This window comes from Streptomyces sp. NPDC058257 (assembly GCF_042881845.1).
Lineage (GTDB): Bacteria > Actinomycetota > Actinomycetes > Streptomycetales > Streptomycetaceae > Streptomyces.
Map to the genome: position 1 here is coordinate 126,781 of NZ_JBHVXJ010000005.1, position 25,360 is coordinate 152,140.

23 protein-coding genes are annotated in these 25,360 nt (G+C 71.5%); 8 read left to right on the forward strand and 15 right to left on the reverse strand.

Features of this window, described 5'->3' with window-relative positions; translation table 11 throughout:
* Positions 1–44: 44 nt before the first annotated feature.
* The 4 genes from meaB to ACFVXC_RS15435 all read right to left on the reverse strand — a co-directional run bounded on the left by meaB (position 45) and on the right by ACFVXC_RS15435 (position 5,874).
* Positions 45–1,076, reverse strand: coding sequence for a methylmalonyl Co-A mutase-associated GTPase MeaB (gene meaB / locus ACFVXC_RS15420; RefSeq protein WP_389905517.1), 1,032 nt, complete (start codon positions 1,074–1,076; stop codon positions 45–47).
* Between the two features lie 2 nt (positions 1,077–1,078).
* Positions 1,079–3,298: a methylmalonyl-CoA mutase gene (gene scpA / locus ACFVXC_RS15425; RefSeq protein ID WP_389905519.1), complete on the reverse strand. Its 2,220-nt coding sequence runs from the start codon at positions 3,296–3,298 to the stop codon at positions 1,079–1,081.
* Positions 3,298–5,148, reverse strand: coding sequence for a methylmalonyl-CoA mutase family protein (locus tag ACFVXC_RS15430; protein ID WP_389905521.1), 1,851 nt, complete (start codon positions 5,146–5,148; stop codon positions 3,298–3,300). Before ACFVXC_RS15430 ends, scpA begins: the two co-directional genes overlap by 1 nt.
* A 141-nt stretch (positions 5,149–5,289) precedes the next feature.
* Positions 5,290–5,874 carry a hypothetical protein gene (locus ACFVXC_RS15435; RefSeq protein WP_389905523.1) on the reverse strand — a complete coding sequence of 195 codons (585 nt, stop codon included), beginning with the start codon at positions 5,872–5,874 and terminating at the stop codon, positions 5,290–5,292.
* Positions 5,875–6,174: 300 nt separating this feature from the next.
* On the opposite strand from ACFVXC_RS15435, the gene ACFVXC_RS15440 reads away from it, so the two are divergent.
* Complete coding sequence (locus ACFVXC_RS15440) at positions 6,175–6,579, forward strand: SAV_915 family protein (protein WP_389905525.1); 405 nt, start codon at positions 6,175–6,177, stop codon at positions 6,577–6,579.
* A 62-nt stretch (positions 6,580–6,641) separates the two neighbouring features.
* A complete protein-coding gene (gene lysA, locus ACFVXC_RS15445; protein ID WP_389905527.1) occupies positions 6,642–7,982 on the forward strand; it encodes a diaminopimelate decarboxylase in 1,341 nt (446 codons plus the stop codon).
* 35 nt (positions 7,983–8,017) lie between these two features.
* Here lysA and purB read toward each other — a convergent pair whose 3' ends face one another.
* Positions 8,018–9,460: an adenylosuccinate lyase gene (purB, locus tag ACFVXC_RS15450; RefSeq protein WP_389905529.1), complete on the reverse strand. Its 1,443-nt coding sequence runs from the start codon at positions 9,458–9,460 to the stop codon at positions 8,018–8,020.
* 187 nt (positions 9,461–9,647) lie between these two features.
* Here purB and ACFVXC_RS15455 point away from each other — a divergent pair, with 187 nt between their 5' ends.
* The gene (locus ACFVXC_RS15455; RefSeq protein WP_389905531.1) at positions 9,648–9,998 is read left to right on the forward strand and encodes a hypothetical protein; all 351 of its coding nucleotides are present in this window, start codon (positions 9,648–9,650) and stop codon (positions 9,996–9,998) included.
* An 82-nt stretch (positions 9,999–10,080) separates the two neighbouring features.
* Here ACFVXC_RS15455 and ACFVXC_RS15460 read toward each other — a convergent pair whose 3' ends face one another.
* The gene (locus ACFVXC_RS15460; RefSeq protein WP_389905532.1) at positions 10,081–10,863 is read right to left on the reverse strand and encodes an SGNH/GDSL hydrolase family protein; all 783 of its coding nucleotides are present in this window, start codon (positions 10,861–10,863) and stop codon (positions 10,081–10,083) included.
* A 17-nt stretch (positions 10,864–10,880) separates the two neighbouring features.
* On the opposite strand from ACFVXC_RS15460, the gene ACFVXC_RS15465 reads away from it, so the two are divergent.
* Positions 10,881–11,396 (forward strand): GNAT family N-acetyltransferase, encoded by a 516-nt coding sequence (locus ACFVXC_RS15465; RefSeq protein WP_389905534.1) that lies wholly within the window; start codon positions 10,881–10,883, stop codon positions 11,394–11,396.
* Here the strand turns inward: ACFVXC_RS15465 and ACFVXC_RS15470 are convergent.
* On the reverse strand, positions 11,386–12,243 hold the full coding sequence (locus ACFVXC_RS15470; RefSeq protein WP_389905536.1) for an alpha/beta fold hydrolase: 858 nt from the start codon (positions 12,241–12,243) through the stop codon (positions 11,386–11,388). The genes ACFVXC_RS15465 and ACFVXC_RS15470 overlap by 11 nt on opposite strands.
* Here ACFVXC_RS15470 and ACFVXC_RS15475 point away from each other — a divergent pair.
* Positions 12,175–12,924, forward strand: a complete 750-nt coding sequence (locus ACFVXC_RS15475) for a helix-turn-helix domain-containing protein (RefSeq protein WP_389905943.1) — start codon at positions 12,175–12,177, stop codon at positions 12,922–12,924. The two genes, ACFVXC_RS15470 and ACFVXC_RS15475, sit on opposite strands and share 69 nt — an antisense overlap.
* Before the next feature lie 204 nt (positions 12,925–13,128).
* Positions 13,129–13,755 carry a hypothetical protein gene (locus tag ACFVXC_RS15480; protein WP_389905537.1) on the forward strand — a complete coding sequence of 209 codons (627 nt, stop codon included), beginning with the start codon at positions 13,129–13,131 and terminating at the stop codon, positions 13,753–13,755.
* A 132-nt stretch (positions 13,756–13,887) separates the two neighbouring features.
* On the opposite strand, the gene ACFVXC_RS15485 is transcribed toward ACFVXC_RS15480, so the two are convergent.
* The 7 genes from ACFVXC_RS15485 to ACFVXC_RS15515 form a co-directional block, all read right to left on the reverse strand.
* Positions 13,888–14,577, reverse strand: a complete 690-nt coding sequence (locus tag ACFVXC_RS15485) for an HAD family hydrolase (protein WP_389905539.1) — start codon at positions 14,575–14,577, stop codon at positions 13,888–13,890.
* A 26-nt stretch (positions 14,578–14,603) separates the two neighbouring features.
* A complete protein-coding gene (locus tag ACFVXC_RS15490; RefSeq protein WP_344529295.1) occupies positions 14,604–15,086 on the reverse strand; it encodes an Lrp/AsnC family transcriptional regulator in 483 nt (160 codons plus the stop codon).
* A gap of 66 nt (positions 15,087–15,152) precedes the next feature.
* Positions 15,153–16,349 (reverse strand): MalY/PatB family protein, encoded by a 1,197-nt coding sequence (locus ACFVXC_RS15495; RefSeq protein WP_389905541.1) that lies wholly within the window; start codon positions 16,347–16,349, stop codon positions 15,153–15,155.
* 3 nt (positions 16,350–16,352) lie between these two features.
* A complete protein-coding gene (gene malX, locus ACFVXC_RS15500; RefSeq protein WP_389905543.1) occupies positions 16,353–17,978 on the reverse strand; it encodes a maltose/glucose-specific PTS transporter subunit IIBC in 1,626 nt (541 codons plus the stop codon).
* A 244-nt stretch (positions 17,979–18,222) separates the two neighbouring features.
* Positions 18,223–19,164, reverse strand: a complete 942-nt coding sequence (locus ACFVXC_RS15505) for an ABC transporter permease (RefSeq protein WP_389905545.1) — start codon at positions 19,162–19,164, stop codon at positions 18,223–18,225.
* On the reverse strand, positions 19,161–20,678 hold the full coding sequence (locus tag ACFVXC_RS15510; RefSeq protein ID WP_389905547.1) for an ABC transporter permease subunit: 1,518 nt from the start codon (positions 20,676–20,678) through the stop codon (positions 19,161–19,163). The genes ACFVXC_RS15505 and ACFVXC_RS15510 overlap by 4 nt, the downstream gene beginning before the upstream one ends.
* Positions 20,675–21,640, reverse strand: coding sequence for an ABC transporter ATP-binding protein (locus ACFVXC_RS15515; protein ID WP_389905549.1), 966 nt, complete (start codon positions 21,638–21,640; stop codon positions 20,675–20,677). Before ACFVXC_RS15515 ends, ACFVXC_RS15510 begins: the two co-directional genes overlap by 4 nt.
* 110 nt (positions 21,641–21,750) lie before the next feature.
* On the opposite strand from ACFVXC_RS15515, the gene ACFVXC_RS15520 reads away from it, so the two are divergent.
* The gene (locus tag ACFVXC_RS15520; protein ID WP_389905550.1) at positions 21,751–23,229 is read left to right on the forward strand and encodes a sensor histidine kinase; all 1,479 of its coding nucleotides are present in this window, start codon (positions 21,751–21,753) and stop codon (positions 23,227–23,229) included.
* Positions 23,226–23,918, forward strand: coding sequence for a response regulator (locus ACFVXC_RS15525; protein WP_389905551.1), 693 nt, complete (start codon positions 23,226–23,228; stop codon positions 23,916–23,918). Before ACFVXC_RS15520 ends, ACFVXC_RS15525 begins: the two co-directional genes overlap by 4 nt.
* A 73-nt stretch (positions 23,919–23,991) precedes the next feature.
* On the opposite strand, the gene ACFVXC_RS15530 is transcribed toward ACFVXC_RS15525, so the two are convergent.
* Positions 23,992–25,335 carry an aldehyde dehydrogenase family protein gene (locus ACFVXC_RS15530; protein ID WP_389905552.1) on the reverse strand — a complete coding sequence of 448 codons (1,344 nt, stop codon included), beginning with the start codon at positions 25,333–25,335 and terminating at the stop codon, positions 23,992–23,994.
* Positions 25,336–25,360 lie beyond the last annotated feature (25 nt).

A 25,360-nucleotide genomic window follows, 5' to 3' on the forward strand; every position in this document is an offset into this window, starting at 1 on the left:
GCCCACCGACCCGGTCACCCGGCACCACATCCCCACCGCAGGGGCTAGTCACCCCCCTGAAACGCCCCCAGAATCCGTTCGGCCGCCAACGTCGCCGTCAACGTGCCCTCCCGCACCCGCTGCTCAAGATCAGGCGCCAGACCCCGTACCGCCTCGTGGCCCCGCAGCCGGTCGAGGAGTTCGTCGCGCACCATCGTCCACGTCCAGTCGACCTGCTGGTCGCGTCGTTTGGCGGCGAGGCGGCCCGTCGAGTCGAGGAGCGAGCGGTGCTGTTCCAGCCGGTCCCAGACCTCGTCGAGGCCACTGGACTCCCGCGCGCTGCAAGTGAGCACCGGGGGAGTCCACGCGGCGTCCGCCAGCGGGGTCTCCCCTGATCGGGCGGAGCCGAGGGACGGGGGATGCATCAGGCGCAGGGCGCCCGCCAGTTCACGCGCCGCCGAGCGCGCGTCACGCTCGTGCGGGCCGTCCGCCTTGTTGATGGCCAGGACGTCCGCCAGTTCGAGGACGCCCTTCTTGATGCCCTGGAGCTGGTCGCCCGTGCGGGCCAGACTGAGCAGCAGGAACGAGTCGACCATGTTCGCGACCGCCGTCTCCGACTGGCCCACGCCCACGGTCTCCACGAGCACGACGTCGTAGCCGGCCGCCTCCATCACCACGATCGACTCACGCGTCGCCTTCGCGACCCCGCCGAGCGTCCCCGCGGTCGGCGACGGACGCACGAACGCCGCCGGGTCCACCGCCAGGCGTTCCATCCTCGTCTTGTCGCCGAGGATCGAGCCGCCCGTCCGGGTCGACGACGGGTCGACGGCGAGCACCGCGACCCGGTGCCCGAGCCCGGTCAGCATCGTGCCGAGCGCGTCGATGAACGTGGACTTGCCCACGCCGGGCACCCCGCTGATGCCGATCCGCCGCGCCCGCCCGCTGTGCGGAAGCAGCTGGGTCAGCAACTCCTGCGCAAGGGCGCGGTGTTGGGGCCGGGTCGACTCGACGAGCGTGATGGCGCGCGCGATCTGCGCACGCTTCCCGTCGAGTACGCCCTTGACGTACGCGTCGATGTCGATCCTCGGCGCCGCCATGCTCACAGCTCGTGGCCGAGGTCGGCCGCCAGCCGCTTCACCAGGTCGTACGCGGCGTCGGGGATCACGGTGCCGGGCGGGAAGACGGCAGCGGCGCCCATCTCCAGCAAGGTGGGCACGTCCTGCGGCGGAATCACGCCGCCCACGACGATCATGATGTCCTCGCGGCCCTCGGCGGCGAGCTCCGCACGCAGCGCCGGTACGAGGGTGAGGTGCCCGGCGGCGAGCGAGGAGACGCCGACGATGTGCACGTCCGCCTCGACCGCCTGGCGTGCGACCTCCGCCGGGGTCTGGAAGAGCGGGCCGACGTCCACGTCGAAGCCGAGGTCGGCGAATGCGGTGGCGATGACCTTCTGTCCGCGGTCGTGGCCGTCCTGGCCCATCTTGGCGACCAGGATGCGCGGACGGCGCCCCTCGGCCTCCTCGAAGGACCCGACGAGCGTGCGGGTGCGCTCCACGGACGGGGACGAGCCTGCTTCGGTGCGATACACACCGGAGATCGTACGGATCTGCCCCGCGTGCCGCCCGTAGGAGGACTCCAGGGCGTCGGAGATCTCGCCGACCGTCGCCTTCGCGCGGGCGGCGTCGACCGCGAGCGCGAGGAGATTGCCTTCGAGCCCCGGACCGGGGTCCCGCTCGGCCGCCGCCGTCAGCGCCCGCAGCGCGTCCTGGCAGGCCGCCTCGTCGCGCTCCTCGCGAAGGCGCTTCAGCTTGGCGATCTGCTGGGTGCGTACGGAGGAGTTGTCGACCGCACGGACGTCGATCTGCTCGTCGGTCTCCACGCGGTATTTGTTGACGCCGATGACGGGTTGACGTCCAGAGTCGATCCGGGCCTGGGTGCGGGCCGCGGCTTCCTCGATGCGCAGCTTGGGGATGCCCGCGTCGATGGCCTTGGCCATGCCGCCCGCCGCCTCGACCTCCTCGATGTGCTGCCAGGCGCGCCGCGCCAGGTCGTGCGTCAGCTTCTCGACGTACGCGCTGCCGCCCCACGGGTCGATCGACCGCGTCGTGCCCGACTCCTGCTGGATGAGCAGCTGGGTGTTGCGGGCGATGCGCGCGGAGAAGTCGGTGGGCAGGGCGAGCGCCTCGTCGAGGGCGTTCGTGTGCAGCGACTGGGTGTGGCCCTGTGTCGCCGCCATCGCCTCGACGCACGTACGCGTGACGTTGTTGAACACGTCCTGCGCGGTGAGCGACCAGCCCGAGGTCTGCGAATGGGTGCGCAGGGAGAGCGACTTGGCGTTCTTCGGGTCGAACTGCTTGACCAGCTTCGCCCAGAGGAGGCGCGCCGCGCGGAGCTTGGCGACCTCCATGAAGAAGTTCATGCCGATCGCCCAGAAGAAGGAGAGCCGCGGCGCGAACGCGTCCACGTCCAGGCCCGCTTCCTGACCGGCCCGCAGATACTCCACGCCGTCGGCAAGGGTGTACGCCAGCTCCAAGTCCGCTGTCGCGCCCGCCTCTTGGATGTGATAGCCGGAGATCGAGATGGAGTTGTAGCGCGGCATCTTCTGCGAGGTGTACGCGAAGATGTCGGAGATGATCCGCATCGAGGGTTTGGGCGGATAGATGTAGGTGTTGCGGACCATGAACTCTTTGAGAATGTCGTTCTGGATGGTCCCGGCCAGCTTCTCGGGCGCCACGCCCTGTTCCTCGGCGGCCACGATGTACAGCGCGAGTACGGGGAGCACGGCGCCGTTCATCGTCATCGACACCGTCATCTTGTCCAGCGGAATGCCGTCGAAGAGCTGACGCATGTCGTAGATCGAGTCGATCGCGACGCCCGCCATGCCGACGTCGCCGGTCACCCGCGGGTGGTCACTGTCGTAGCCGCGGTGGGTCGGCAGGTCGAAGGCGACCGAGAGGCCCTTCTGCCCTGCCGCGAGGTTGCGGCGGTAGAAGGCGTTGGACTCCTCGGCGGTCGAGAACCCCGCGTACTGCCGGATCGTCCAGGGCTGATTGACGTACATCGTGGGGTAGGGGCCGCGCAGATACGGCGCCACGCCCGGATACGTCTGGAGGAAGTCGAGGCCTTCGAGGTCGGCGCCGGTGTACAGCGGTTTGACCGCGATGCCCTCCGGGGTCTCCCACAGGAGGTCGTCGTCGGCCTTGCCGGTGGACTCCTTGACGGCGCTGCGCCACTGGTCCTTGGAGGCGGCGGGAGACTCGGAGACCTCGCAGGAGGCGTCCGGCGTCAGGCCGACGCCGGAGAAGTCGGGGATCGCCATTACGCCACTCCCATGTGGTCGAGGGTGGAGGAGAGCACGGCCACGGCGTCGCAGCCCGCGAAGACGTACGCGTCGACATCGGCGTGCTCCGCGGGCCGTCCCGCGAGGAACACCCGTCGCGCGCCCGCTGACTTGAGCGCCTCGGCGACCTGCGCGGCCTGCTCCTCGTAGAGCGCGTCGCTGGAGCAGAGGCACGCCACCGTGGCGCCGCTCGCCTTGAACGCGTCGGCGGCGCTCGTCGCGTCCACCGACACCGGGTCGTGGACGGCCTCGATGCCGCCCGCCTGGAAGAGGTTCGAGGCGAAGGAGGCCCGCGCGGTGTGCGCGGCGGCGGGGCCGAGCGCGGCGAGGAACACCCGGGGGCGGGTGCCCGCCGACGCGAGGTGGGCGTCCGAGCGCGAGCGCAGGTTCTCGTACGCCTCGTCGCGGCGGACGCGCGGCAGGCCGCCCGACGGCTCGGCGGGCGGGGCCACGCGCTCGACCGGACGCTCCGTCAGGTTCGGGAACTCGCTGACACCGGTGATCGGTTCGCGCCGCTTGGCCAGCTTCTCGCTGCGCTTCGCCCAGGTGGCGGCGAGGCGGTCACCGATCAGGCCGGACCGCAGAGCCGCCGCCTGGCCGCCCGCGCGCTCGATCTCCTGGAAGAACTCCCAGCCCGCGTGGGCGAGTTCGTCCGTGAGCCGCTCCACGTACCAGGAGCCGCCCGCCGGGTCGATCACGCGGGCGAGGTGCGACTCCTCAAGGAGGATCGTCGAGGTGTTGCGGGCGATGCGGCGCGCGAACGCGTCCGGCAGGCCGAGCGAGTGGTCGAAGGGCAGGACGGTGACGGAGTCGGCGCCGCCGACACCCGCACCGAGGCAGGCGACCGTCGTCCGCAGCATGTTCACCCACGGATCACGGCGCGACATCATCACCGGCGAGGTCACGGCGTGCTGGCGCTGTGCCCCCGCGTCCGGGGCGCCGCAGGCCTGGGCCACGCGGGCCCAGAGTCGCCGAGCCGCCCGCAGCTTGGCGATGGTCAGGAACTGGTCGGCGGTGGCCGCGTACCGGAACTCCAGCTGGGCGCAGGCCGCTTCGACCGTGAGCCCGGCGTCGGTCAGCTCGCGGAGGTAGGCGACCGCCGTGGCGAGGGACGCGCCGAGCTCCTGCGCGGCGGAGCCGCCCGCCTCGTGGTACGGCAGGGCGTCGACGGCCAGCGCGCGCAGGTGGGGGTACTCCTGCCCGCACAGCCGGGCCAGTTCGATCGCGGCGGCGGGATCGAGCCGCTCGCCGGTGCGTGCCTCGTGGCCGAGGTGGTCCGCGCCGAGGGTGCCGCCAGGAGCGTCCTTCGGGATGCCCCGCTCCTCGTAGAGCCGGAACAACTCCCGTGCCGCGGGACCGACTTCGCCGCCCGCGTCCAGGGCGAGGGGTGCCAGGTCGAGAAAGACGCCGTCAAGGGCGCGCTCGATGCCGGAGACCGGGAGGGCGCCGGGGCCGACGCCGAGCCACAGCGAGGTGACGCCGTTCTCCAGGTCCGCGAGCACGGTCTCATTCGTGGCCGCGGGGTCGGCGGTCGTGTGCCGCTGCCGTACGTCCCACCCCGCCGCGGCACCACCCGCGGCGGTGCCGCCCCTGACATAGGGGGCGAAACCCGGGAAACCGGCGTCAGGCGCGGTGTCTCGGGAGGTGTACAGGGGGCGGGTGATGAGCCCGTCATCGAGCGCGGTGGACAGCGCTTCCTCCGCGGCCGGCCCCGATGCGTCCTTACCCGATTTGCGCAGCACGCCTTCCACCAGGCGCTGCCACTGCTCATGGGTCGCATCAGGGAACTCGGCGGCCAGGGAAAGCCCGTCGTCAGGCAGGACCGTCATGGGCATGATGCTAGGGCGGAACCCCTGGCACTCGATGCCGTATAGGGCTGTGACCTTGACCTCTTCCTTACGCTCTTGATCTCGAACGAGTGCGCGGCTACGGCGGGTCGGGGTCCGGGCCTGGCCGTGCCCGCCCCGGAATCACTCCAGGCCAGAGGCCTTGAAGACCCCCTCGGCCGTGTCGCGGTCGATGCGTTCCGCGAGTCTGCGCAGCGCGGTCGCCCCGCACAGGAGCGAGCCGTCGGCGGCAGATGTGCGCGCCCCTTGGGCCACGAGGCGCCAGAGCGGCGGATTGACGAGGAGTACCTCGGGGTCGAGGACGACCTCTCCGCCGGACGCGTCCCGCAGGGCGAGCCGCGGTGCGATGCCGTCGCACCGGCGCACCGCCACGAGACGATCAAGACGCACCGACCGGACACGGATCGGGCCACATGAGACCAGGGTCGTGTCGTGCGCCGCCACACGCGGTGGCGTGAGCGCGGCGAACAGCAGCACGCCGAGTCCCAGCCAGAGCAGCGCCCGCCAGGGGACGAGCCTGCCGGTGGCCGCGTCGAGCGCGAGCAGCAGCCCGAACAACAGTGCGCCGCAGGCCGCGGCGGAGCGTGCGTCACCGGCCCAGGTGCGGTCGTGCGTCCACAGATACGTCGTACGGATGATGCCGGGGGCGCGGGAAGCGGCGGGGGTGCCGAAGGTACGCCGTGCGCAGCGCGTCATGCGTCGGGCCATGGGGGAGACGCTAGGTATCCCGGAGGGGCGGGATTCCCGCCGCGCCGAACCTTGACGCGGCGCTGACGCGGAGCGCGGTCGCTTTTACGGGGGCTTGACGGGCGGGTCCGGACGGGCCGCCGTACGGACGAGGCGTGACCTCGTCAAGCCCTCGTCAACACGTGCCCCGTCACCGTCAACGTCCCGTCATGGAGGGGCAGGTGGCACCCGGCGCCGGGCATAGCGTCAGGAGCGCCCCCCGGGTTCCCGTCCGGGCCGGGGGCCACCGTTCACCGAACAGGATCCTCAAGGAGGAACCCCATGGCAGAGCAACAGTGCGGCGAGGACCCCGAGCCCCTCGAACCCGGCCCGGCCGGACCGCTCTTCGTCCCCGTCCGGCCGGGACCCGCGGGCAGCGTCGCCCGCCTGTTCCGCACACCCGTCGGCGCCCGTACCGCCGTCGCCTTCACCACCCCCCAGCGCCTCAGTGCGGCGCTCGGCGACCGCCAGGCCTGGATCAGGCTCTCGGAACCGGCGCTCCGTGCGCTCACCGAGCCGCTCGGCGTCCACGAGGTCACCGTCGACCCGCGGCTCGCCGCGCACCCCGTCGGCGCGCCCAGGAGGCGCACCGCCGCCTGGCGCGAACGGGACCCCCAGGCGGTCGGCGCGCTGCGTGTCACCGGGGCCGCCGCACTGGTCGGCGCCCTGACCACCTGGACCGGCTGAGGACGCGGCACCACAAGCGGAGCCGTAAGAGGACGAGGACGAGGCGAAGAGAGAACCTGCCCATGACCACCCTGCACGAACCCCTGACCCCGGACGCCACCGCCGACGACGACCTGTCCGTCTGGCCCGCGTCCACCGCGCGTCTCGCCCATGGCGACCTCGCCGTCGGCGGTGTACCGCTCACCGACATCGCCGAACGCTTCGGCACCCCGGCCTACCTCATCGACGAAGGCGACGTACGAACCCGCTGCCGCACCTACCTGCACGCCTTCCCGGGCGCCGAAGTGCACTACGCCGCGAAGGCGTTCCTGTGCCGGGCGATGGCCCACTGGGTCGCCGAGGAAGGGCTCGGCCTCGACGTCTGTTCGGCGGGGGAGCTGGAGCTCGCCGTGACCACGGGCTTCCCCGCCGAGCGCATCGTGCTGCACGGCAACGCGAAGAGCCCGCACGACCTGGAGGCCGCGCTGCGGCTCGGCGTCGGCCGCATCGTCATCGACAGCGCATCCGAGATCGCGCGGCTCGCCGCGGCCGTGCCGCCGGGCAGCCGTCAGAAGGTCATGGTCCGGGTGGTGCCGGGCATCGCGGCGGGCGGTCACGCCAAGATCCGCACCGGGACCGACGACCAGAAGTTCGGCCTGTCGATCACCGACGGCTCCGCGCAGCACGCCATCGCCCGCATCATCGGCCAACCAGGACTGGAACTCACGGGCCTGCACTGCCACTTGGGTTCGCAGATCACCACCGACAAGCCGTTCCTCGCCGCCGTACGCCGGTTGGTCGGCCTGATGGCCCGCACAAAGGACCAGCACGGCGTCACCCTCCCCGAGCTCGACCTCGGCGGCGGCCACGGCATCGCCTACCGCCCCGGCGAGCAAGCCCTCGACATCACCACGCTCGCCCGCAAGGTGCGCGCCGAACTGACCGAGAGCTGCGCGGCGGCCGGGCTCACCGTGCCCAAGCTGCTCATCGAACCGGGAAGGGCCGTCGTGGGCCCCGCCGGAGTCGCCCTCTACCGCGTGCTCGCCGTCAAACGGACCGGCGGACGCACCTTCGTCGCCGTGGACGGCGGAATGAGCGACAACCCGCGGCCCGCGCTGTACGGCGTGCGGTACGTGCCGCGTCTCATCGGCAGGCACTCCACGGTCGCGTCCGCGCCCGCGACCGTCGTAGGGCGGCACTGCGAGGCGGGCGACGTGCTCGCCTCCGACATCGAACTGCCGGGCGACGTACGGCCCGGAGACATCCTGGGCGTGCCGGTGGCCGGCGCGTACCACCTCTCGATGGCGTCCGGCTGCAACCTCGTAGGGCGGCCTCCCGTGGTCGCCGTGGCCGACGGGCACGCGCGGCTCCTGGTGCGGCGCGAGTCCCTGGAGGACTTCCGCAGCAGGGACGTCGGCCTGTAGACGACGCCCCCGCCGGGAGGCTGCTGCCGAGGGTTCTAGAGGATCGCGCCGGGGGCGTAGGCCGCGGCCTCGGGGTGCTCCTTGAGCAGCACCTCGATCTGCGCGACGACGGCGGCGACCTGGTCACCGGCCGCACCCGTGAACGACAGCTTGTCGGCCATGAGTTCGTCGAGCTCGGCGCGGTCCAGCGGAATCCGCGAGTCGGCGGCGAGTTTGTCGAGGAGTTCGTTGCGCTCGGCGCCCTGCTCGCGCATGGCGAGCGCCGACGCGACGGCGTTCTCCTTGATGGCCTCGTGGGCCTCCTCGCGGCCGACGCCCGCCCGCACCGAGGCCATCAGGACCTTGGTCGTGGCGAGGAAGGGGAGGTAGCGGTCCAGCTCACGTGCGACGACGGCCGGGAAGGCGCCGAACTCGTCGAGCACGGTCAGGAAGGTCTCCAGGAGTCCGTCAAGGGCGAAGAACGCGTCGGGCAGGGCGACACGGCGTACGACCGAGCAGGAGACGTCGCCCTCGTTCCACTGGTCGCCCGCCAGCTCGCCGGTCATCGAGGCGTAGCCGCGCAGGATGACGGTGAGGCCGTTGACGCGCTCGCAGGAGCGGGTGTTCATCTTGTGCGGCATCGCGGACGAGCCGACCTGACCCGGCTTGAAGCCCTCGGTGACGAGCTCGTGCCCGGCCATCAGACGGATGGTCTTGGCCAGCGAGGAGGGTCCTGAGGCGAGCTGCACCAGGGCGGTGACGACCTCGTAGTCGAGGGAGCGCGGGTAGACCTGGCCGACCGAGGTGAAGGCACGGTCGAAGCCGAGGTGACCGGCGATCCGCTGCTCGAGGTCGGTGAGCTTCCCGGCGTCTCCGCCAAGGAGGTCGAGCATGTCCTGCGCGGTGCCGACGGGGCCCTTGATGCCGCGCAGCGGGTAGCGGCGCAGGAGGTCGTCGACGCGGCGGTACGCGACGAGCAGCTCGTCGGCGGTCGTCGCGAATCGCTTGCCCAGGGTCGTCGCCTGCGCGGCGACGTTGTGCGAACGGCCCGCCATGACCAGCTCGGCGTACTCGCCCGACAGCTTCCCGAGGCGCGCGAGCACCGCGACGGTGCGATCGCGCACCAGCTCGAGGGAGAGCCGGACCTGGAGCTGCTCCACGTTCTCGGTCAGGTCACGCGACGTCATGCCCTTGTGGACCTGCTCGTGCCCGGCGAGCGCGTTGAACTCCTCGATGCGGGCCTTCACGTCATGGCGCGTGACCTTCTCGCGCTCGGCGATCGAGGCGAGGTCGACGTCGTCGACGACCCGCTCGTAGTCGGCGAGGGCGGCGTCCGGCACCTCGATCCCCAGGTCCTTCTGCGCCCGCAGGACGGCGAGCCAGAGCTGACGCTCCAGCTTCACCTTCTGCTCGGGCGACCAGAGGGTGGCGAGCTCGGCGGAGGCATAACGCCCGGCGAGGACGTTCGGGATACGGGGCTTTGCAGGCGCGGCAGTCACGTGTCCTGAGTTTACCTGCCGTCCGACCTGGCCTTTGACCGTCCGTACAGTCCGGGAGGTCCGGGCCGTTGGAGCATCCTCCAGACCACTGTCCCCGGCCGCTCCCCGCATCGGGCGGGATCCGTCGCGACACGAGCAGCCCGGCGCCACAAGTTGTCGTGATCCGCGTACGTCTAGGCTTCACGGCATGGAGCAGCGCGAGATCATCCAAAGAGTCGTCGGCATCCTGACCGAGGCGATCGAGATGCGCCGACAGGTACGGGAGAACCCGGAAGGCGAGGTCGAACCCAGCGGCGCGGTGGGCACGATGCTCGAGGAGATGCTGCCGCGCATCGAGATCCCCGCCGATGCCACCCCCATCGAGGTCGCCGAGGTGGTGGGCCGGGAACTGAGCCCCGTCATCGAACAGATCACCTCCGCCTTCGCCTTCTCCTTCGCGCAACTCGCCGAAGCCCACGACGAGGGGCGCACCGATGTGACGTCGGCGGACGTGCTGCAGTCCATCGCGCTGCACTTCGAGGACGAGGTGGAGGAGTAGCGCGAGGCGTAGGAGTAGCGCGAGCCGGAGGAGCAGGGCGAGACGGAGGAGCGGGGCGGGCACGCGGAGCGCCGCGACGCGCTTACGTGCGCGGGTCGTCCTCGTACGGCAGCAGGTCGGGCCGCTTGGCCGGGAGGCCGTCCCCGGAGGAGCGGCCCGTGAGGCGGCGGCCGATCCACGGGACGAGGTGCTGGCGCGCGAAGCGGACGTCGCCGACGCGGCGCGCCGTCCAGTTCGGCGGGGTGGCGGCCGGGAGCAGGGAGTTCCAGTCGTCCTCGGGGGCGTAACCGAGCGACTGCCACACCGCTTCCGCGACCCTGCGATGGCCCTCGGGCGTCAGGTGCAGCCGGTCCACGTCCCACATGCGCTGGTCGCCGAGCACGGCCGATCCGTACAGGTCCACCACCGTGGCGCCGTGCCGCGCCGCCAACTCGTCGATGTGGACGAAGAGTTCTTCCATGCGCGGGCGGAACCGCTGGAACACGGGGCCGTTCCGGCCAGGGCTGTGCATCAGGACCAGCTGCTTGCACGCCGGGGCGAGCCGTTCCACCGCCTCCTCCAGGAGGTCGCGTACGCGGACCATGTCGCACTTGGGGCGCAGCGTGTCGTTGAGGCCGCCCACCAGGGTGATCACATCGGGCTGCATGGCGGCCGCGACGTCCACCTGCTCGGCCACGATCTGCGCGATGAGTTTCCCGCGCACCGCGAGGTTCGCGTACCGGAAACCGGGGGACACGGCAGCCATCCGGGCGGCCAGCAGATCGGCCCAGCCGCGGTAGCTGCCGTCGGGCAGCAGGTCCGACATGCCCTCGGTGAAGGAGTCGCCGACGGCGACAAGACTGGTGTAGTTGGCATTCATCTGCATGGCGGGAGCGATCGTACATGGAGCTTCGACCCTTCGCCGTGGCGGATGCGGCCACGGTCGCGGCCTGGCCGGCCTCCGCCGGTGAGGTGGCCCTGTGGTGCGGCCTGCCGGACTTTCCGGTGGCCGCGCGGGTGGTCGCCGAGTGGCAGCGGGACGGGGATGTGCGGGGTCACGTGCTGGTCGAGGGGGAGCGGCCGCGCGCCTACGGGGAGGTGTGGTGCGACGAGGAGGAGGATGAGGCGGAACTCGCCCGGATCATCGTGGCGCCCGGCTTCCGCGGGCGGGGCGTCGGGCGCATGCTGGTGCGGGGCCTTGCCGAGCTGGCCCTGCGGGCCGGGTACACGGAGATCTTCATGCGTGTGCACCCAAGGAACGCCGCGGCCCTGCGCTGCTACCGAGGGGCGGGGTTCCTGCCCGTCGACCCCGCTCTGGCCGCGGAGTGGAACGCCCCGCAGCCGGTCGGCCATGTGTGGCTCCGGCGCGCGGACGAGGGTGCGGGGGCGGGCGTGGGGACCAGAGCCCCTACGCCGTGAAGAAGTCGATGAGCGCGCGGGCGATCCGGCCGGGCGCGTTCTCCGTGGGGATGTGCCCGGCGTCCGGGACGCGTAGGAGAGCGGTCCGCGGCATCTCCGAGGCGAACCGCTCGGCGTACTCCACCTTCTCGAAGTCGTCCTCCTCGCCCCAGATCAGCAGCTTGGGCGCCGTGGACCGCCGCAGCGCGGGAACGAGATCAAGGGTGTAGCGGCTGTCGGCCGCGCCCGCCATGGCCATCCAGGAGCGCCGGACCCGCGCATCGGTCCACGGATCCAGATACTCCGCGATCCGCTGCTCGGTCGCGGCACCGCACAGTGCCGCCGTCACCGCCTGACGGCGCGCGTCGAGAACGTCGCCGACGGTGGTCCCCGCGAGCGTCCCCGGACTCCGGAACCGGGCCACGTGGGGCGCGGGCCAGGAGTCGTAGGTGACCGAGTTGACCAGGGCGAGGCGGGACACATCAAGGCCCTCGTGGACGAGGAGATGCTGGGCGACGGCGCCGCCGATGTCATGACCCGCCACGGAGAGGGGCCCGGAGATCTTCAGCGCGGACGCGAACCGCGCCACCCAGTCCGCGAGGGCCGGGACGGTGGCCGTCCGAGGGGTGAGCTCTCCTCCCGAGCGCCCGAGGCCGGGGAGATCGACCGCGATGGGCCGAAGGCCCGCTCCGGCGATGCGGCCGAGGACCGGGAGCCAGACCCGGCTCCAGTACGTTCCGTGCAGCAACAGGACGGTCGGGCGGTCCCGCTCGGCGGGCTCGGCGGGCTCCACGGTCAGATAGCTGGCCGTCTCGCCGTCGACCCGGACCGCGGTCCTCAGTACTTCCATCTCGGTGGTCTCACTCATAGGACCACTGTGAGCGGGATCGGCGTCCCGGGCCGAGAGTCCGGAAAGACATGGAGGGGTACATTCCTGCCACGAGCCTCCATCGGGTACGAGATGCTCGTCGACGCGGGTCTCTCGGTTCTGCGGGAGGCGGACACCGTGGTCGTCCCCGGCTGGCAGCCGATCGGCGCACCCGTGCCTCCCGATGTCACCGCGGCGGCGTACGCGGCCCGGATCGCCCGGAACATGGTGCTGCCGCCGCACCGGGAGGGCAGCCGGCTCCAGTACGCCGCACGGCAGGCGGAGGCCGCACCGGCCAGGGCGGACGAGCCAGTGGCGCCACTGCTGGAGTGGGCCGCCGCCCGCCTCGACGCACCGCTGACCCTCGGGGGCCTGGCCGAACACGCAGGACTCTCCGGGCGGACCCTTGCCCGGCGGTTCACCGAACAGCTCGGCACCAGCCCGGGACAGTGGCTGCTCGGCCGGCGCCTCGACGCGGCACGGGCCTTGCTCGAGCAGACGGACCTGCCGGTCGAAGCCGTCGCCGCCCGGGTAGGACTCGCCTCGGCGGTCAACCTGCGCCGCCGTTTCCGAGCGCGTCTGGGCACCACGCCCGGCGCCTACCGGCGGGCCTTCGGCGAGACGGCGCAGAGATCCAGTCGCCGGTCGGGCCGTCGTGTGGAACGGTGGAAAACGTACTGAAAGCCACTCATGGCGCACCTGGCGAGAGGGGAATCGCATGTCATCGAAGCGACGCCGCAAGAAGAAGGCACGCCGCAAGCACCCGGCCAACCACGGGAGCCGGCCCCAGTCCTGAAAACCGGTCCGTCGCCGCCCTCGCAAACGGTTTCTGGGTGATCTCGTCAACAGCCTTGCCACCTGGGCTGACGGGTGAACAATGGTGCAATGCTGGAGTTGTTGCGAGAAGTCGGCGTGGAGCTGCCGGGCCGCGCGGGACTGTTGAAGTTCGGGATGACGCCCGGCGAGATCCTGGAACTGCTGCCGGCCGACAGAGTCACGCACCACCGGCAGTGCATGGGGCTGTCCCTGGACCAGTACGCGGAGCTTCGGCACGCGCACGACGCCTGGCTCGGCGGCCTCCTCTTCGAACCGGACTGGAGCTTCGGCGTCGAGTTCGACGGAGTCGTCCTGGGGTTCGGCGGTGGCGGCCCAGGGGCCACGGACCGGCTGGCCCGCGTGGAGATCCAGGCGCGGGCCCGGGCGGACGGCGAGGGCGGCCAGGGCGGTCCGGAGTCGACTCCGGTGGCCTGGGACGACATAGATCTGTTCGGTTATCCCGCTGCCGAGATCGTGGCCGTCCTGCCCGGACTCGCCGCGCCCTCCGACGGGCCGCCGCCGGCCGATATGGCGGTGGACGAGCTGGGCCTGCGCCTCTCGCGGGCAAGGCCCACGGTGGAGCACTGGGAGCGGGTGACCCTCTTCGGGCCCGGATCCGGCGGCTGGGGCGCCTGTTGCGCGGGCGGACTCGTCTGCGCCGAGCAGGGGGACGGCCTCGTGGGGATCATGTACTGACGGGTTGCCCGAGGGCGACTACGGCCGCTGTGGCCCGCCCGCCCCCGCCAGCGCCGCCAGGATCCAGCTCCTCGACTGGGCGGGGTCGATGACCGCGCGTGCTGGAGACCGTGACCGCGTCGGTCTTCCCGCTCACGGTCGCGACACCGACGCCAGGTAGTCCCACGCCGCCCGCGCCGTGAACTCGGCCTGCCCGCCCCGCAGCAGCAGATCGGCGGACGCGAACGCGGGTGCGTCCGCGTGGGCGGTGACATACGGGATCGCGATGCAGCGCATGCCGGCCGCGTGCGCCGCCGTCGCGCCCGGGGCGGCGTCCTCAAGGACCACGCAGTCGGCCGGGTCCGCGCCGATGAGCGCGGCGGCGGCGAGGAAGACGTCGGGCGCGGGCTTGCCCCGCGCGACCTCGTCGGCCGAGACGACCGTGGTCAGGAGTGTGTCGAGGCCGGTGCCCGAGAGGATCGCGTCGATGGCCGCGCGCGAGGACCCGGAGGCCACGGCCATCGGCACCCCTGCTCCATGCAGCTGCTCCACGAGCCCCCGCATCTCGGGGAAGACATGGGTGCCCGCGCGGGCGAGCACGAGATAGCGCCGGTCGAGTTCGGCGAGCAGTTCGGCCACCGGTACGCCGATGCCGTACCGGTCCCTCCACGTGGCGAGGGTCTCCTGGGTTCCGATACCGACGTACTGCTCGTTGTCGGCCCAGGTGTACTCGACGCCGTGCTCGGCGAGCAGCTCGCGCGAAGCCTCGTAGTAGTTCGGCTCGCTGTCCACGAGTGTGCCGTCGAGATCGAGGATGACCGAGGTCCTGCCGAAGGTGCTCATGCACTCCAGCATGCCAAAGCCGCAGATCACCGCTGCGCGGCGGAGGCCCGGCCGATCGACTCGACGAGCGGAAGGAGCCGGTGCGGGACGCGCTCGCGCAGAGCCATCTCCGTCCGGGTGCGGACCACGCCCGGCATCTGGATCAGCTGCTGGACCACGTCCTCCAGATGGCCGTTGTCCCGGGCGACGACGCGGGTCAGGAGGTCGCCGCCACCGGTGATCGAGAAGGCCTCGATGATCTCCGGCACGGCCGCGAGCGCGTCGCCCACCTCGTCCAAATGCCCCTGAGTGACCTCGATGTGCACGAAGGCGAGCACCGGGTGCCCGAGCGCGGCAGGCGAGAGGGACGGCCCCGTCCCGGTGATCACCCCGTCCCGCTCCAGACGGTCGAGGCGGGCCTGCAGGGTGCCGCGGGCGACACCGAGCACGCGCGCGTACTCACGGACGCTGGTGCGGGGCTGCTCCAGGAGGAGACGCAGGATACGGGTGTCGAGTTCGTCGACGGCCATGTGCGGGGGCTCCCGGGGACGAGGGATGAACCTCGTGACTGTACCAATGGAACAGTCCGGGCAGCTTCAGGTGGACCGGTGGATCGCTCGTACGGCCTCGATCAGTGCCGTGACTCCCTGTTCGGCCTTGGTGCGCGGGCAGCCCACGTTCAGGCGCAGGTGGCCGGGGGAGCCGTATGCCGTGCCGGGCATGATGGCCACCTTCTGCGTCTCGATCAGCTCGCGCCGCAGCGCCTCGTCGTCCACTCCCAGGGGGCGTACGTCGATCCAGGCGAGGTAGCCCGCCTGCGGTGGGGTCCAGCGCAGGGTCGGGAAGGCCGTGTTCAGGCGGTCGGCGACGAGTTGGAGGTTGCCGCGCAGGTAGGTGCCCAGGGACTCCAGCCATGGGGCTCCCTCCCGGTAGGCCGCGATGTGGCCGACCAGTGAGAGCACCGCAGGGGACGAGAGGCCGTCGGCCTCCTTGAGGTGACGCAGGTACGCGTCGCGTGTCCCGGGGTCGCCGATGATGCCGTAACTGCCGGTGAGCGCCGGGATGTTGAAGGACTTCGACGCCGATGTGACGATTGCCCAGCGCTCGCCGCGGGAGCCGTGCAGAGCCCATGGGCGGTGCACGTGCGGCGGGTGCGCCAGGTCCGAGTGGATCTCGTCGCTGATCACCGCGACGCCGTACCGCCCGCACAGCTCCGCGACGCGGTCAAGATCGGCCTCCGTCCACACGTGGCCCGTGGGGTTGTGGGGTGAGCACAGGAGCAGGACCGACGTGTCCGGCAGCGCGAGCAGCCGTTCGAGTTCGGCCCAGTCGCCGAGCGGGCAGCCGAGCAGCCGTCGGTCCTGAGCGGCGACGGTCTTGGGGAAGGCGTCGTACGCCGGTGTGTGGACGACGACGCCGTCGCCGGGTCGCGACCAGAGGCGCAGGAGCTGGGCGATCTGGTAGATCACGGACGGGCCGTAGACGATCGATTCCGGGGCCACCTCCGTCGCGTGCCGTGTGCGGTACCAGTCGACGATCGCGGAGAGGAAGTCGTCCTGGCGCCAGCGGGAGTAGCCGAGCACGCCGTGGTCCAGGCGGCCGCGCAGCGCGGAGAGGACCTCGGGCGCCGTCTCGAAGTCCATGTCCGAGATGGTGAAGGGCAGCAGGTCCGGGACGCCGAAGCGGTCCTCCACGTAGTCCCACTGCGTGCACCAGGTGCCGTGCCGGTCGACGGGCGTGTCGAAGTCGTAGGAGACGTGGTGCTCGTCGGCCTCGTAGGAGGGCGTGCGCACTGCTCAGCCCACCCCGGCCATCGACGCGATCGCGTCCTTCACCGACTGCACCTGCGGGCCGATGATGACCTGCACGTTGTGTGCGTCGAGCTTGATGACGCCGACCGCGCCGAGCTTCTTCAGGCGGGGCTCGTCGACCTTTTCGGCGTCCTCGACCGTCATACGCAGGCGGGTGATGCAGTTGTCCAGGGTCTGGATGTTCTCGGCGCCGCCGATCGCGGCCAGGATCGCCACGGCGTCGTACTTCCCGGCGATCAGCTCACGCGGAGCCTCGCCGGTGCCGTCCGGGCCGGTCTTCCCGGTCTTCCCGGTCTTCTCAGCGTCGTCCTCCTCGTCCTCCGCGGGCTCGTCGCGTCCCGGCGTCTTGAGGTCGAAGCGGACGATGGCCCAGCGGAAGAGGAAGTAGTAGGCCGCGAACCACACCGCCGCGATGACGGGTATCAGGTACCACTTCGTGGTGGTGCCCTGGAGGACGCCGAAGACCAGCCAGTCGATGACGTTGCCGTCGGTGTTGCCGATGAACACCCCGAGGACGGCCGCCGTGAGGAATCCGAGGCCGACCAGGACGGCGTGGATCAGGTACAGCCACGGTGCGATGAACAGGAACAGGAACTCGAGCGGTTCGGTGATGCCGCCGACGACGCACGCGACGACGCCGGAGATCAGGAGCGCCTTGATCTCGGGGCGCATCTTCTTGTTCGCGCAGTGGTACATCGCCAGGGCCGCGCCCGGCAGGCCGCCGAGGTAGACCGCCATCTTGCCCTGGGACAGGAAGTGGGTGGCGTTGGTGACCGCGTCGCCGGGCGGGTTCGAGCAGTTGAGCTGCGCGTAGAAGAGGTTGAGGGCGCCGGAGAGGTGGTCGCCGCACACCGCGCCCGAGCCGCCGACGTCGGTGAAACGGAACATGGCCACGAGGATGTGGTGCAGGCCGATCGGGCGCAGGAGCACCTCGCCCATGCCGAAGAAGAAGGGGCCGAAGACACCCGCGTGACCGATCGCGCGCCCGAGGTCCGTGATCCAGCCGTTGAACGTCGGCCACACCAGCGGGATCAGCAGACCGAGCAGGCTGAGCGTGAGCGTGGAGATGATCGGCACGAACCGCAGACCGCCGAAGAAGGCGAGTGCGTCCGGCATCCGCTGAGCACGAAAGCGCTGGTGGAGCACGCTGACAACGATGCCAACAGCGACGGCGCCGAGCAGTCCCGTATCGATGGACTGGATGCCGATGACATCGGCGATGCCGTAGTGGGCGATGACCTTCTCGTCCTCTAGGTCCACGCCCTTGGCGGTGAGGTAGAAGTTCACCGCGAGGTTCATCGCGGCGAAGCCGACGAAACCTGAGAACGCCGCGACGCCCTTGTCCTCGCGGGCCAGGCCCAGCGGGATGGCTATCGCGAACATCACGGGGAGGAACTTGAAGGCGACGAGGCCGGTGCTCGCCATCCACGTGAAGACGAGGTGGAAGCCCTCGCCCTGGAGGAAGGTCAGATTGTCGGTGACGGCGTCGCTGGAGAGCGACGAGCCGATGCCCAGCATGATGCCGCAGAACGCGAGCAGAGCCACCGGGAGCATGAACGTCTTGCCGAGGCCCTGGAGGAATTCCCAGAGCGCGGACTTGGTCTTCTTCATGTGTGCGGGTCTTTCGGGCCTGTGCGGAGGCGTGCAAGTGCGATGACCGGTCCCACAGGCGCGCGGGCCTGGACGGCGGCCGGTCACATGCTGCACGCGAGGATCGCCTGCTGATCAGCGTGGAAGGCCCACCGATCCACGCCGAAGGTCGATCGATCCGCCCGGACGGATGAGATCACAGCAGCTCGGGCGCTGTCCATGGGGTACGAGAGACCGGGGCCACCGCCCCCGGCGCGCCGCCGTCTCAGGCGTCCCGCATCCGCAGCACCGATCCACCCGCGACGAGCGCCGCCCCCGCGTACCCCGCGAGCACCCCGATCCCCGCCCACGGCCCGATCGGCAGCTGATCCAGATCGACGGTCGCCTGAATCGCGAGCCCGGCCGTCGCGGGGGCCGCCCGCCGGGCGTACTCCTGCCAGTCGGGGTCGGCGAGCAGACCCGCGAGCAGCGGAAAGGCGTAGAAGAGGCCGAGGACCGAGGTGACGGCGGTCGCCGTGTCGCGCAGCGCCGCGGCGGCGCCAAGGCCGATCAGGGCGGCCAGCGTGAGGTAGAGGACCGTGCCGACGGCAGCGCGCAGGGTCGGTCCCTCGGTGAGGCCCGGCGTCACGAAGCCGTCGGCGGAGAGCAGCATGCGCCCCGCGAGGAGCGAGCCGAGCACCCCGACGGCACTGGCCGCCGCCGTCAGCGTGCACAGCACCAGGGCCTTGGCGGCGAGCAGCCGTATCCGGCCCGGCTCCGTCGTCAGCGTCGTACGGATCGTGCCCGTGCCGTACTCGCCGCTCATCGTGAGCACCGCGAGGACGACCACAGCGCCCTGGCCGAGCCAGACCCCCGTGAGACTGAGCTTCACGGTGTCCTCATGGCAGTCGGCGGGCACCGGGCAGTCCCCGGCGGTCAGTGACGCGGCGGTGGCCGCGCCCGCGAGCACGGTCAGGGCCACCACGGCGAACAGGAGCCACCAAGTGCTGTGCAGTGTACGGAGCTTGGTCCACTCGGCATGCACTGTGCCGAGCGCGCGGCCGTCCCGCGCACGGATACGGAGGCCGTCCCGCGCACGGATACGGAGGCTGTCCCGCGCACGGATACGGAGGCTGTCCCGCGCACGGATACGGAGGCTGTCCCGCGCACGGGCACGGAGGCTGTTCCGCGCACGGGCACGGAGACTGTCCCGCACGAGGCTCTTCACGCGTCCTTCTTCCGGATGCGCCATACCGCGATGCCGAGCACCACGACGGCGTACGCGGCCAGTGTCGCCAAGCCGGTCCACGGGCCCTGCGGATAGCAGCCGTCCTCGGGCAGACACAGGCTCGCCACCTGGTCGTAGCGAGGTGTCGTCTCCTGGATCGCGAAACCCGCGACGGGCGTGAGTCGTTGCAGCCACTGTGAGAGGCCGAGCGGCAGCATGCTGACCAGGATCAGGGGCAGGACGATCACCACGATGACGGTGGTGATCGCGGCGGCGGTGTTGCGCAGCAGCGACCCGAGCGCCATGGCGAGTACGGCGATCAGGGCGAGCAGAGCCGCCGTGCCGAGGACCGCGCGCAGAACGGGGCCGTCGGTCAAGCTGATCTCGGGGAATCGAGGCGGCTTGTGACCGTTGTCCCGCAGCACGGGCATGCTGAGCAGGAACGAGGCGAGGGACGCGACGAGCCCGGCGGCGAAGGCGGCCGCGCCGACCACCACTGCCTTGGCGACCAGGACCCGGCCGCGCCGCGGACTGGCCGTGAACGTGGTGCGGATCATGCCGCGCCGGTACTCGGCGGTGATGAACAGGACGCCGAGCGCGGCGATCAGGACGAGGCCGAGCTGTGAGCCGTTCAGGGCGGTCGCGACGAGATCGGGCTGCATGGGGGCGCCCGGCGCGATGTCGCCGGAGCCGGTGAGTGTGAACGTGCCCCCGGAACGGCTGAGTTCACCCTGCTCGCCGTTGGCCTGACCGACGTCGGTGCGCTGCCAGTCGCCTCCGCTCGCCGCGCCCTTGACCGTCACCTCGTCGAAGCGCGCGGTCGAGCGCGACGGATCGTCGCCGACCGACACATTGCCGAACTCGCGCTTCATGGACTGGGCGTTGGGCGACGCCACGAAGAGCCCGGCCGAAGCAGCGCCCGTCGACTTGTCGAGTTCGGCGGTGCCGATCCTCCGCCAGTCGCGCCCTTCGGCGGACGTGTACGCCGTGATCGTGGCACCCGCCCGGGTCAGCCGCAGCCAGTGCGGCGTGTCCGCGGACGCCGCGCCGCCCGCGACATCGCGGGTGAAGTCGTTCTGGAACCGCACCCCGTGCCCGGGGGTGACCATCAGAGCCGCGTAGTCGGAGCCGCTCTCGGTGTTCTCCTTGACGAGCACTCCGGCCTTGGCCCACTCGGGCGCCCGACCCGGGCTCACGCCGACGGGCCCCCTCACCCGTGCCGTGACGCTGCCGTCGGCGGGGAGCGTGCGGTGCACGAAGGTGAAGTCGTCGCGGACGTGTCTGCCGGGGCCGTCGGACGCGGACGAGCCGCCACCGCCCTCGACGTCGACTCCCGAACTCGCCGCGGAGAAAAGGGAGATGAGTACGGTCACCAGGACCGCGGCAAGCAGGGTGAGGCCCCAGCGGCGTACGGTGCGCAGCTTGGTCCACTCGGCGCGAAGGAGCTGCGGGAAGCCGGCACGGCCGACCACGACCGTGCCCGGACGGCGAGGAGGCGTCTCGGTGGCAGTCATAGCGTGCCCTCCTCGACCGGGTGCTCGGCGGCGAACTCCACTTCGTTCCTGGTCAGTTCCATGTACGCCTCTTCGAGCGTGGCCCGGTGCGCGGCGACCCCCGAGAAGGCGACGCCGGCGCCACCGAGCAGTTGCACGACCTGTTCCGCCTTGAGACGGGAGACGGTGAGCGTGTCGCGTCCGGTGGCGGCGACACTCGCACCGGCGCCCGAGAGGACGGTCATCGCCGTCGTCCGCTCGGCTGTCCGCACCTCGACGCGGTCGCCGGACGCGGCGGCGAGCAGCTCTCGTACGCTCGTGTCGGCGATGACGCGTCCGCGGCCCACCACCACCAAGTGGTCGGCGGTGTCCTCCAGTTCACTCATCAGGTGGCTGGAGACCAGCACGGCGCGGCCCTCGGCCGCCAGCGACTTCAGGAAGCCGCGGATCCACCGGATCCCTTCGGGGTCGAGCCCGTTGACGGGCTCGTCGAAGAGCAGCACGGGCGGATCACCGAGCAGCGCCGCCGCGATGCCGAGGCGCTGCCGCATGCCGAGCGAGTACCCGCCCGCCCTGCGCCGCGCGGCCTGCCCGAGTCCGACGAGATCGAGGACCTCGTCGACGCGCCGCACCGGAATCCGGTGCGAGTGCGCCATCCACAGGAGATGGTCGCGCCCTCGGCGGCTGGGGTGCACGGCGGCCGCGTCGAGCAGCGACCCCACTTCGAGCAGGGGCGTACGCAACGCCCGGTAGGGGCGACCGCCGATGAGGGCGGTGCCCTCGTCGGCCGAGTCGAGGCCGAGGACGATGCGCATGGTGGTCGACTTGCCCGCGCCGTTGGGGCCGACGAACCCCGTGACCTGACCCGGGGCGACGGTGAAGGAGAGACCGTCCACCGCGGGGATCGACCCGAACCGCTTGCGCAGTCCGCGCACTTCGATGGCCGCTTCGCCGCCATCGGTTGTTGCTGTGATGCCATCCATGGGAGCGAGGCTAGAGACGCCGTGCCCGCGGGTCGTCACGCGGTGGAGCCGTCTTCGTATCCCTCACGTGAGGGACTCCCACAGGTTCGGGGACGGCGACAATGACACGTGTGAGGGCGAAGACTTCCAGAGCGGGTGTGGCGCGGGGCGCGTTGCGCAGTCGCCTCGCGCGCCGCCCGGAGACCCCGGTGGCGGCCGCGGCGCTCTTGGCGCTCGGCGCGGTGAGCGAGGTGTTGCTGCGCACGGACGGCGATGTTCCGCTGCCGCTTGCCCTGTCACTCGCGCTGGGAACGACGCTGCCGGTCGCGGTGCTCGCGGGGGGCGACTTCGCAACGGCATCGGCATCGGCATCGGCATCGGCATCGTCCGCGAGGCCGGGCAGCGTGCGGCCGATTGGCGTGCGGTGGGGCGGTGCGCGGTGGGGCGGGTCGCGGTGGGGCGGTGCGCATCGGGGCGGTGTGCGGTTGAGCAGCGAGCGGTGGAGCGGCGAGCGGTGGAGCGCCTTGCGCCGGAGCCGTTCCGTGGGGCAGGCGTCCTGGCTCCCGAACCCGGCTGACCGGACGCGCTCCTTTGCCTCCGCCTCCCCGGGCCCCTCCCGCGGCGTCTTCGCCACTGCGGCCGTACTCGCGGGAGTGGCGGGCATGCTCTCCCTCGCGCCGTTCCACGTGCTGACGGTCGTCGGCCTTTGCGCGCTGCTCGTCTCGCTCCATCAGGCAGGGCGCCGGGGCCTGAAACACCTGGCGGCCATCCTTCCCTTGCCCTTCATCGCGTACGCGGCCACCACCGCATCCACGGGCGCCGGTGCGGGGGACCGACCCCTCACCGTCCTCACCGCGGTGGGTGCCGCCGTCGCGGCCGGTACCGGTCTCGCGCGCAGCGCGCGAGACACCGCCCGTGTGCACAGCGCGGCCGAGCAGGCCATCGCGGACACCCTCCTGGAGCACGCCGCTCGCGGTGAACGGGCCAGGATCGCACGGGAGTTGCACGACGTCGTCGCCCACCACATATCCATGATCGCGGTGCAGGCGGAGACCGCCCGTCTTACCACTCCCGGCCTGCCCTCAGTCGGCGCCGAACGCTTCCTGGCCATCGGCGACACCGCCCGCACGGCGCTCACCGAGATGCGCAGGCTGCTCGGCGTGCTGCGCGAGGACGCGGGCGCCGCCGCGCCGGACCGCCGCCCCCAACCGGGGCTCGAACAGCTCGGAGAGCTCGTCGACGAGGCCCGTGACGCGTCGGCCGCCGCCGTGCGCCTCATCGTCGAGGGTCCGGTACGACCGCTGGATCCGGGCCTCGAACTCACCGCGTACCGCATAGTGCAGGAGGCCCTCACCAACACCCGGCGTCACGCGCCGGGCGCCGCCGTGGACGTGGAACTCCACTACACCCACGAGACGTTGCGCCTTCGGGTGCGCGACAACGGCCCAAGTCCGCACACTCCGGCGGGGCTTGACGAAGGGCACGGCCTTGTCGGCATGCGGGAGCGTGCCGCCATGGTCGGCGGCGAGTTGCGCGCGGGCCCCGCGCGGCGCGGCGGATTCCTCATCGAGGCGAGTTTCCCGGCACCGGTGAGGGAGCATGCCGCATGAGCACTCCCAGTGGCCCTCCCGCGTCCTCTCCGCTGCGCCTCGTCATCGCCGACGACCACGAAGTCGTACGCGCCGGATACGCCGGACTCCTCGCCACCCAGCCCGACTTCACGGTCGTCGGGACGGCCGCCGACGGGGCACAGGCGGTCGAGCTCTGCCGCGGACTGCTGCCCGATCTGGTCCTGATGGACGTACGCATGCCGGTGATGGACGGCATCGAGGCGACCGGACACCTCGCGGGGACCGGCACGCGCGTGCTCATCCTCACCACCTTCGACCTGGACGAGCACGTGTACGACGCGCTGAGCGCGGGCGCCGCCGGGTTCCTGCTCAAGGACGTCACGGCGGAGCGTCTCTTCGAGGCGGTGCGGGTGGTGGCCGCGGGGGAGGGGCTGCTCGCTCCCACCGTGACCCGCCGCCTCATCGCGGAGTTCGCCCGCCTCAGGCCCGGACCGCCCGCGGGACCCGCCGCCCGCCTGGACGCGCTCACACCCCGCGAGACCGAGGTGCTCCGGCTGATGGCGGAGGGCCTCTCCAATCCTGAGATCGCCGGACGGCTGCACGTCAGCGAGGAGACCGTGAAGACCCACGTGAGCCGGGTGCTCGGCAAACTCGGGCTGCGGGACCGCACCCAGGCGGTGGTGGCGGCGTACGAGTCGGGGCTGGTGGTGCCAGGGGCGGGGGCCTGAGGGCGGGCCGCGGGGCGCTGTCGCCGATTCGACGGTCACGTCCGCAGGGCTGCCGTCCCGCACCGCGTCGAGATCAGCCCAACGGCACGTCGAGCCGGGCCTTGCGGTGACTGAACGTGGCGATGGAGTGCGGCCCGTGGTAGTTGCCGACGCCGCTCTCGCCGACTCCGCCGAACGGCAGTTCCGGGATGCGGAGATGCGCCATCGGAAGGCCGAAGCCGAGGCCGCCCGAGGACGTCTCCGCGGCCAGGCGCCGGCGCGTAGTCTCGTTCTCGGTGAAGCCGTAGAGGGCGAGCGGCTTGTCGCGGTCGTTGATGAAGGCGATGGCCTCGTCGAGTCCTTCGACGTTCACGATCGGCAGTACGGGACCGAAGATCTCCTCCCGCATCACCGGCTCGTCGGGCTTCACGTCGGTGAGCACGGTCGGCGCGATGTACACGTCGTCCCGGTCGCTCTGCCCGCCGAACGCCGTCGTCCCGGAGCCGAGGAGGGCGGACACCCGGTCGAAGTGCCGTTCGTTGACGATGCGTCCGTACGTCTCCGAGGACCTGGGGTCCGCGCCGAACACCCGCTCAACGGCCGTGCGCAGCTCCTTGGCGAGCGCGGGGGCGGTGTCCGGGTCGGTGAGTACGTAGTCGGGGGCGACGCACGTCTGGCCCGCGTTGCGGAACTTGGCCTCGGCCAGGCGCGTGGCCACGGCGGCCACATCGACGTCCCGGTCCACGAACACCGGGGACTTCCCGCCGAGTTCGAGGGTGACCGGGGTGAGGTGCTCGGCGGCGGCGCGCATCACGATGCGGCCGACGGCGCCGTTGCCGGTGTAGAAGATGTGGTCGTAGCGCTGGGCGAGCAGCGCGGTGGTCTCCGGCACGCCGCCCTCGACGACGGCGACGGCGTCCGTGTCCAGGTACTCAGGGATGAGCCGGGCGATCAACGCCGAGGTGGCCGGGGTGATCTCGCTGGGCTTGAGGACCACGGTGTTGCCCGCGGCGAGCGCGCCCACGAGGGGGACGAGCAGCAGCTGGACGGGGTAGTTCCACGGCGCGATGATCAGCACGGTGCCCAGCGGTTCGTACTGCGTACCGGCGGTCGATCCCTCGGGCAGCCCCGCCAGTGCGCCGGGCGCCAGCGGCTGGGGGCTCAGCCACTCCTCCAGATGGGCCAGCGTGTGGTCGATCTCCCGTACGGGGAAGTCGACTTCGGCGGTGTACGCCTCGGAGTGCGGCTTGCGCAGGTCGGTGTACAGGGCGTCCGCGATGTCCTCACGGTGCTCCGTGAACAGGGAGCGCAGCTGGGTGAGCTGCTGCTCGCGCCAGGCCAGCGGCCGGGTGCGGCCGGTGGCGAAGGTGGCACGGAGCTTGGCGACGAGCGCCTCGGGGTCAAGCGCTTCGGGCGCGGACGCTTCGGGGTGGTGCATGAGGGGTCTCCTCGGGAGAGCTGTA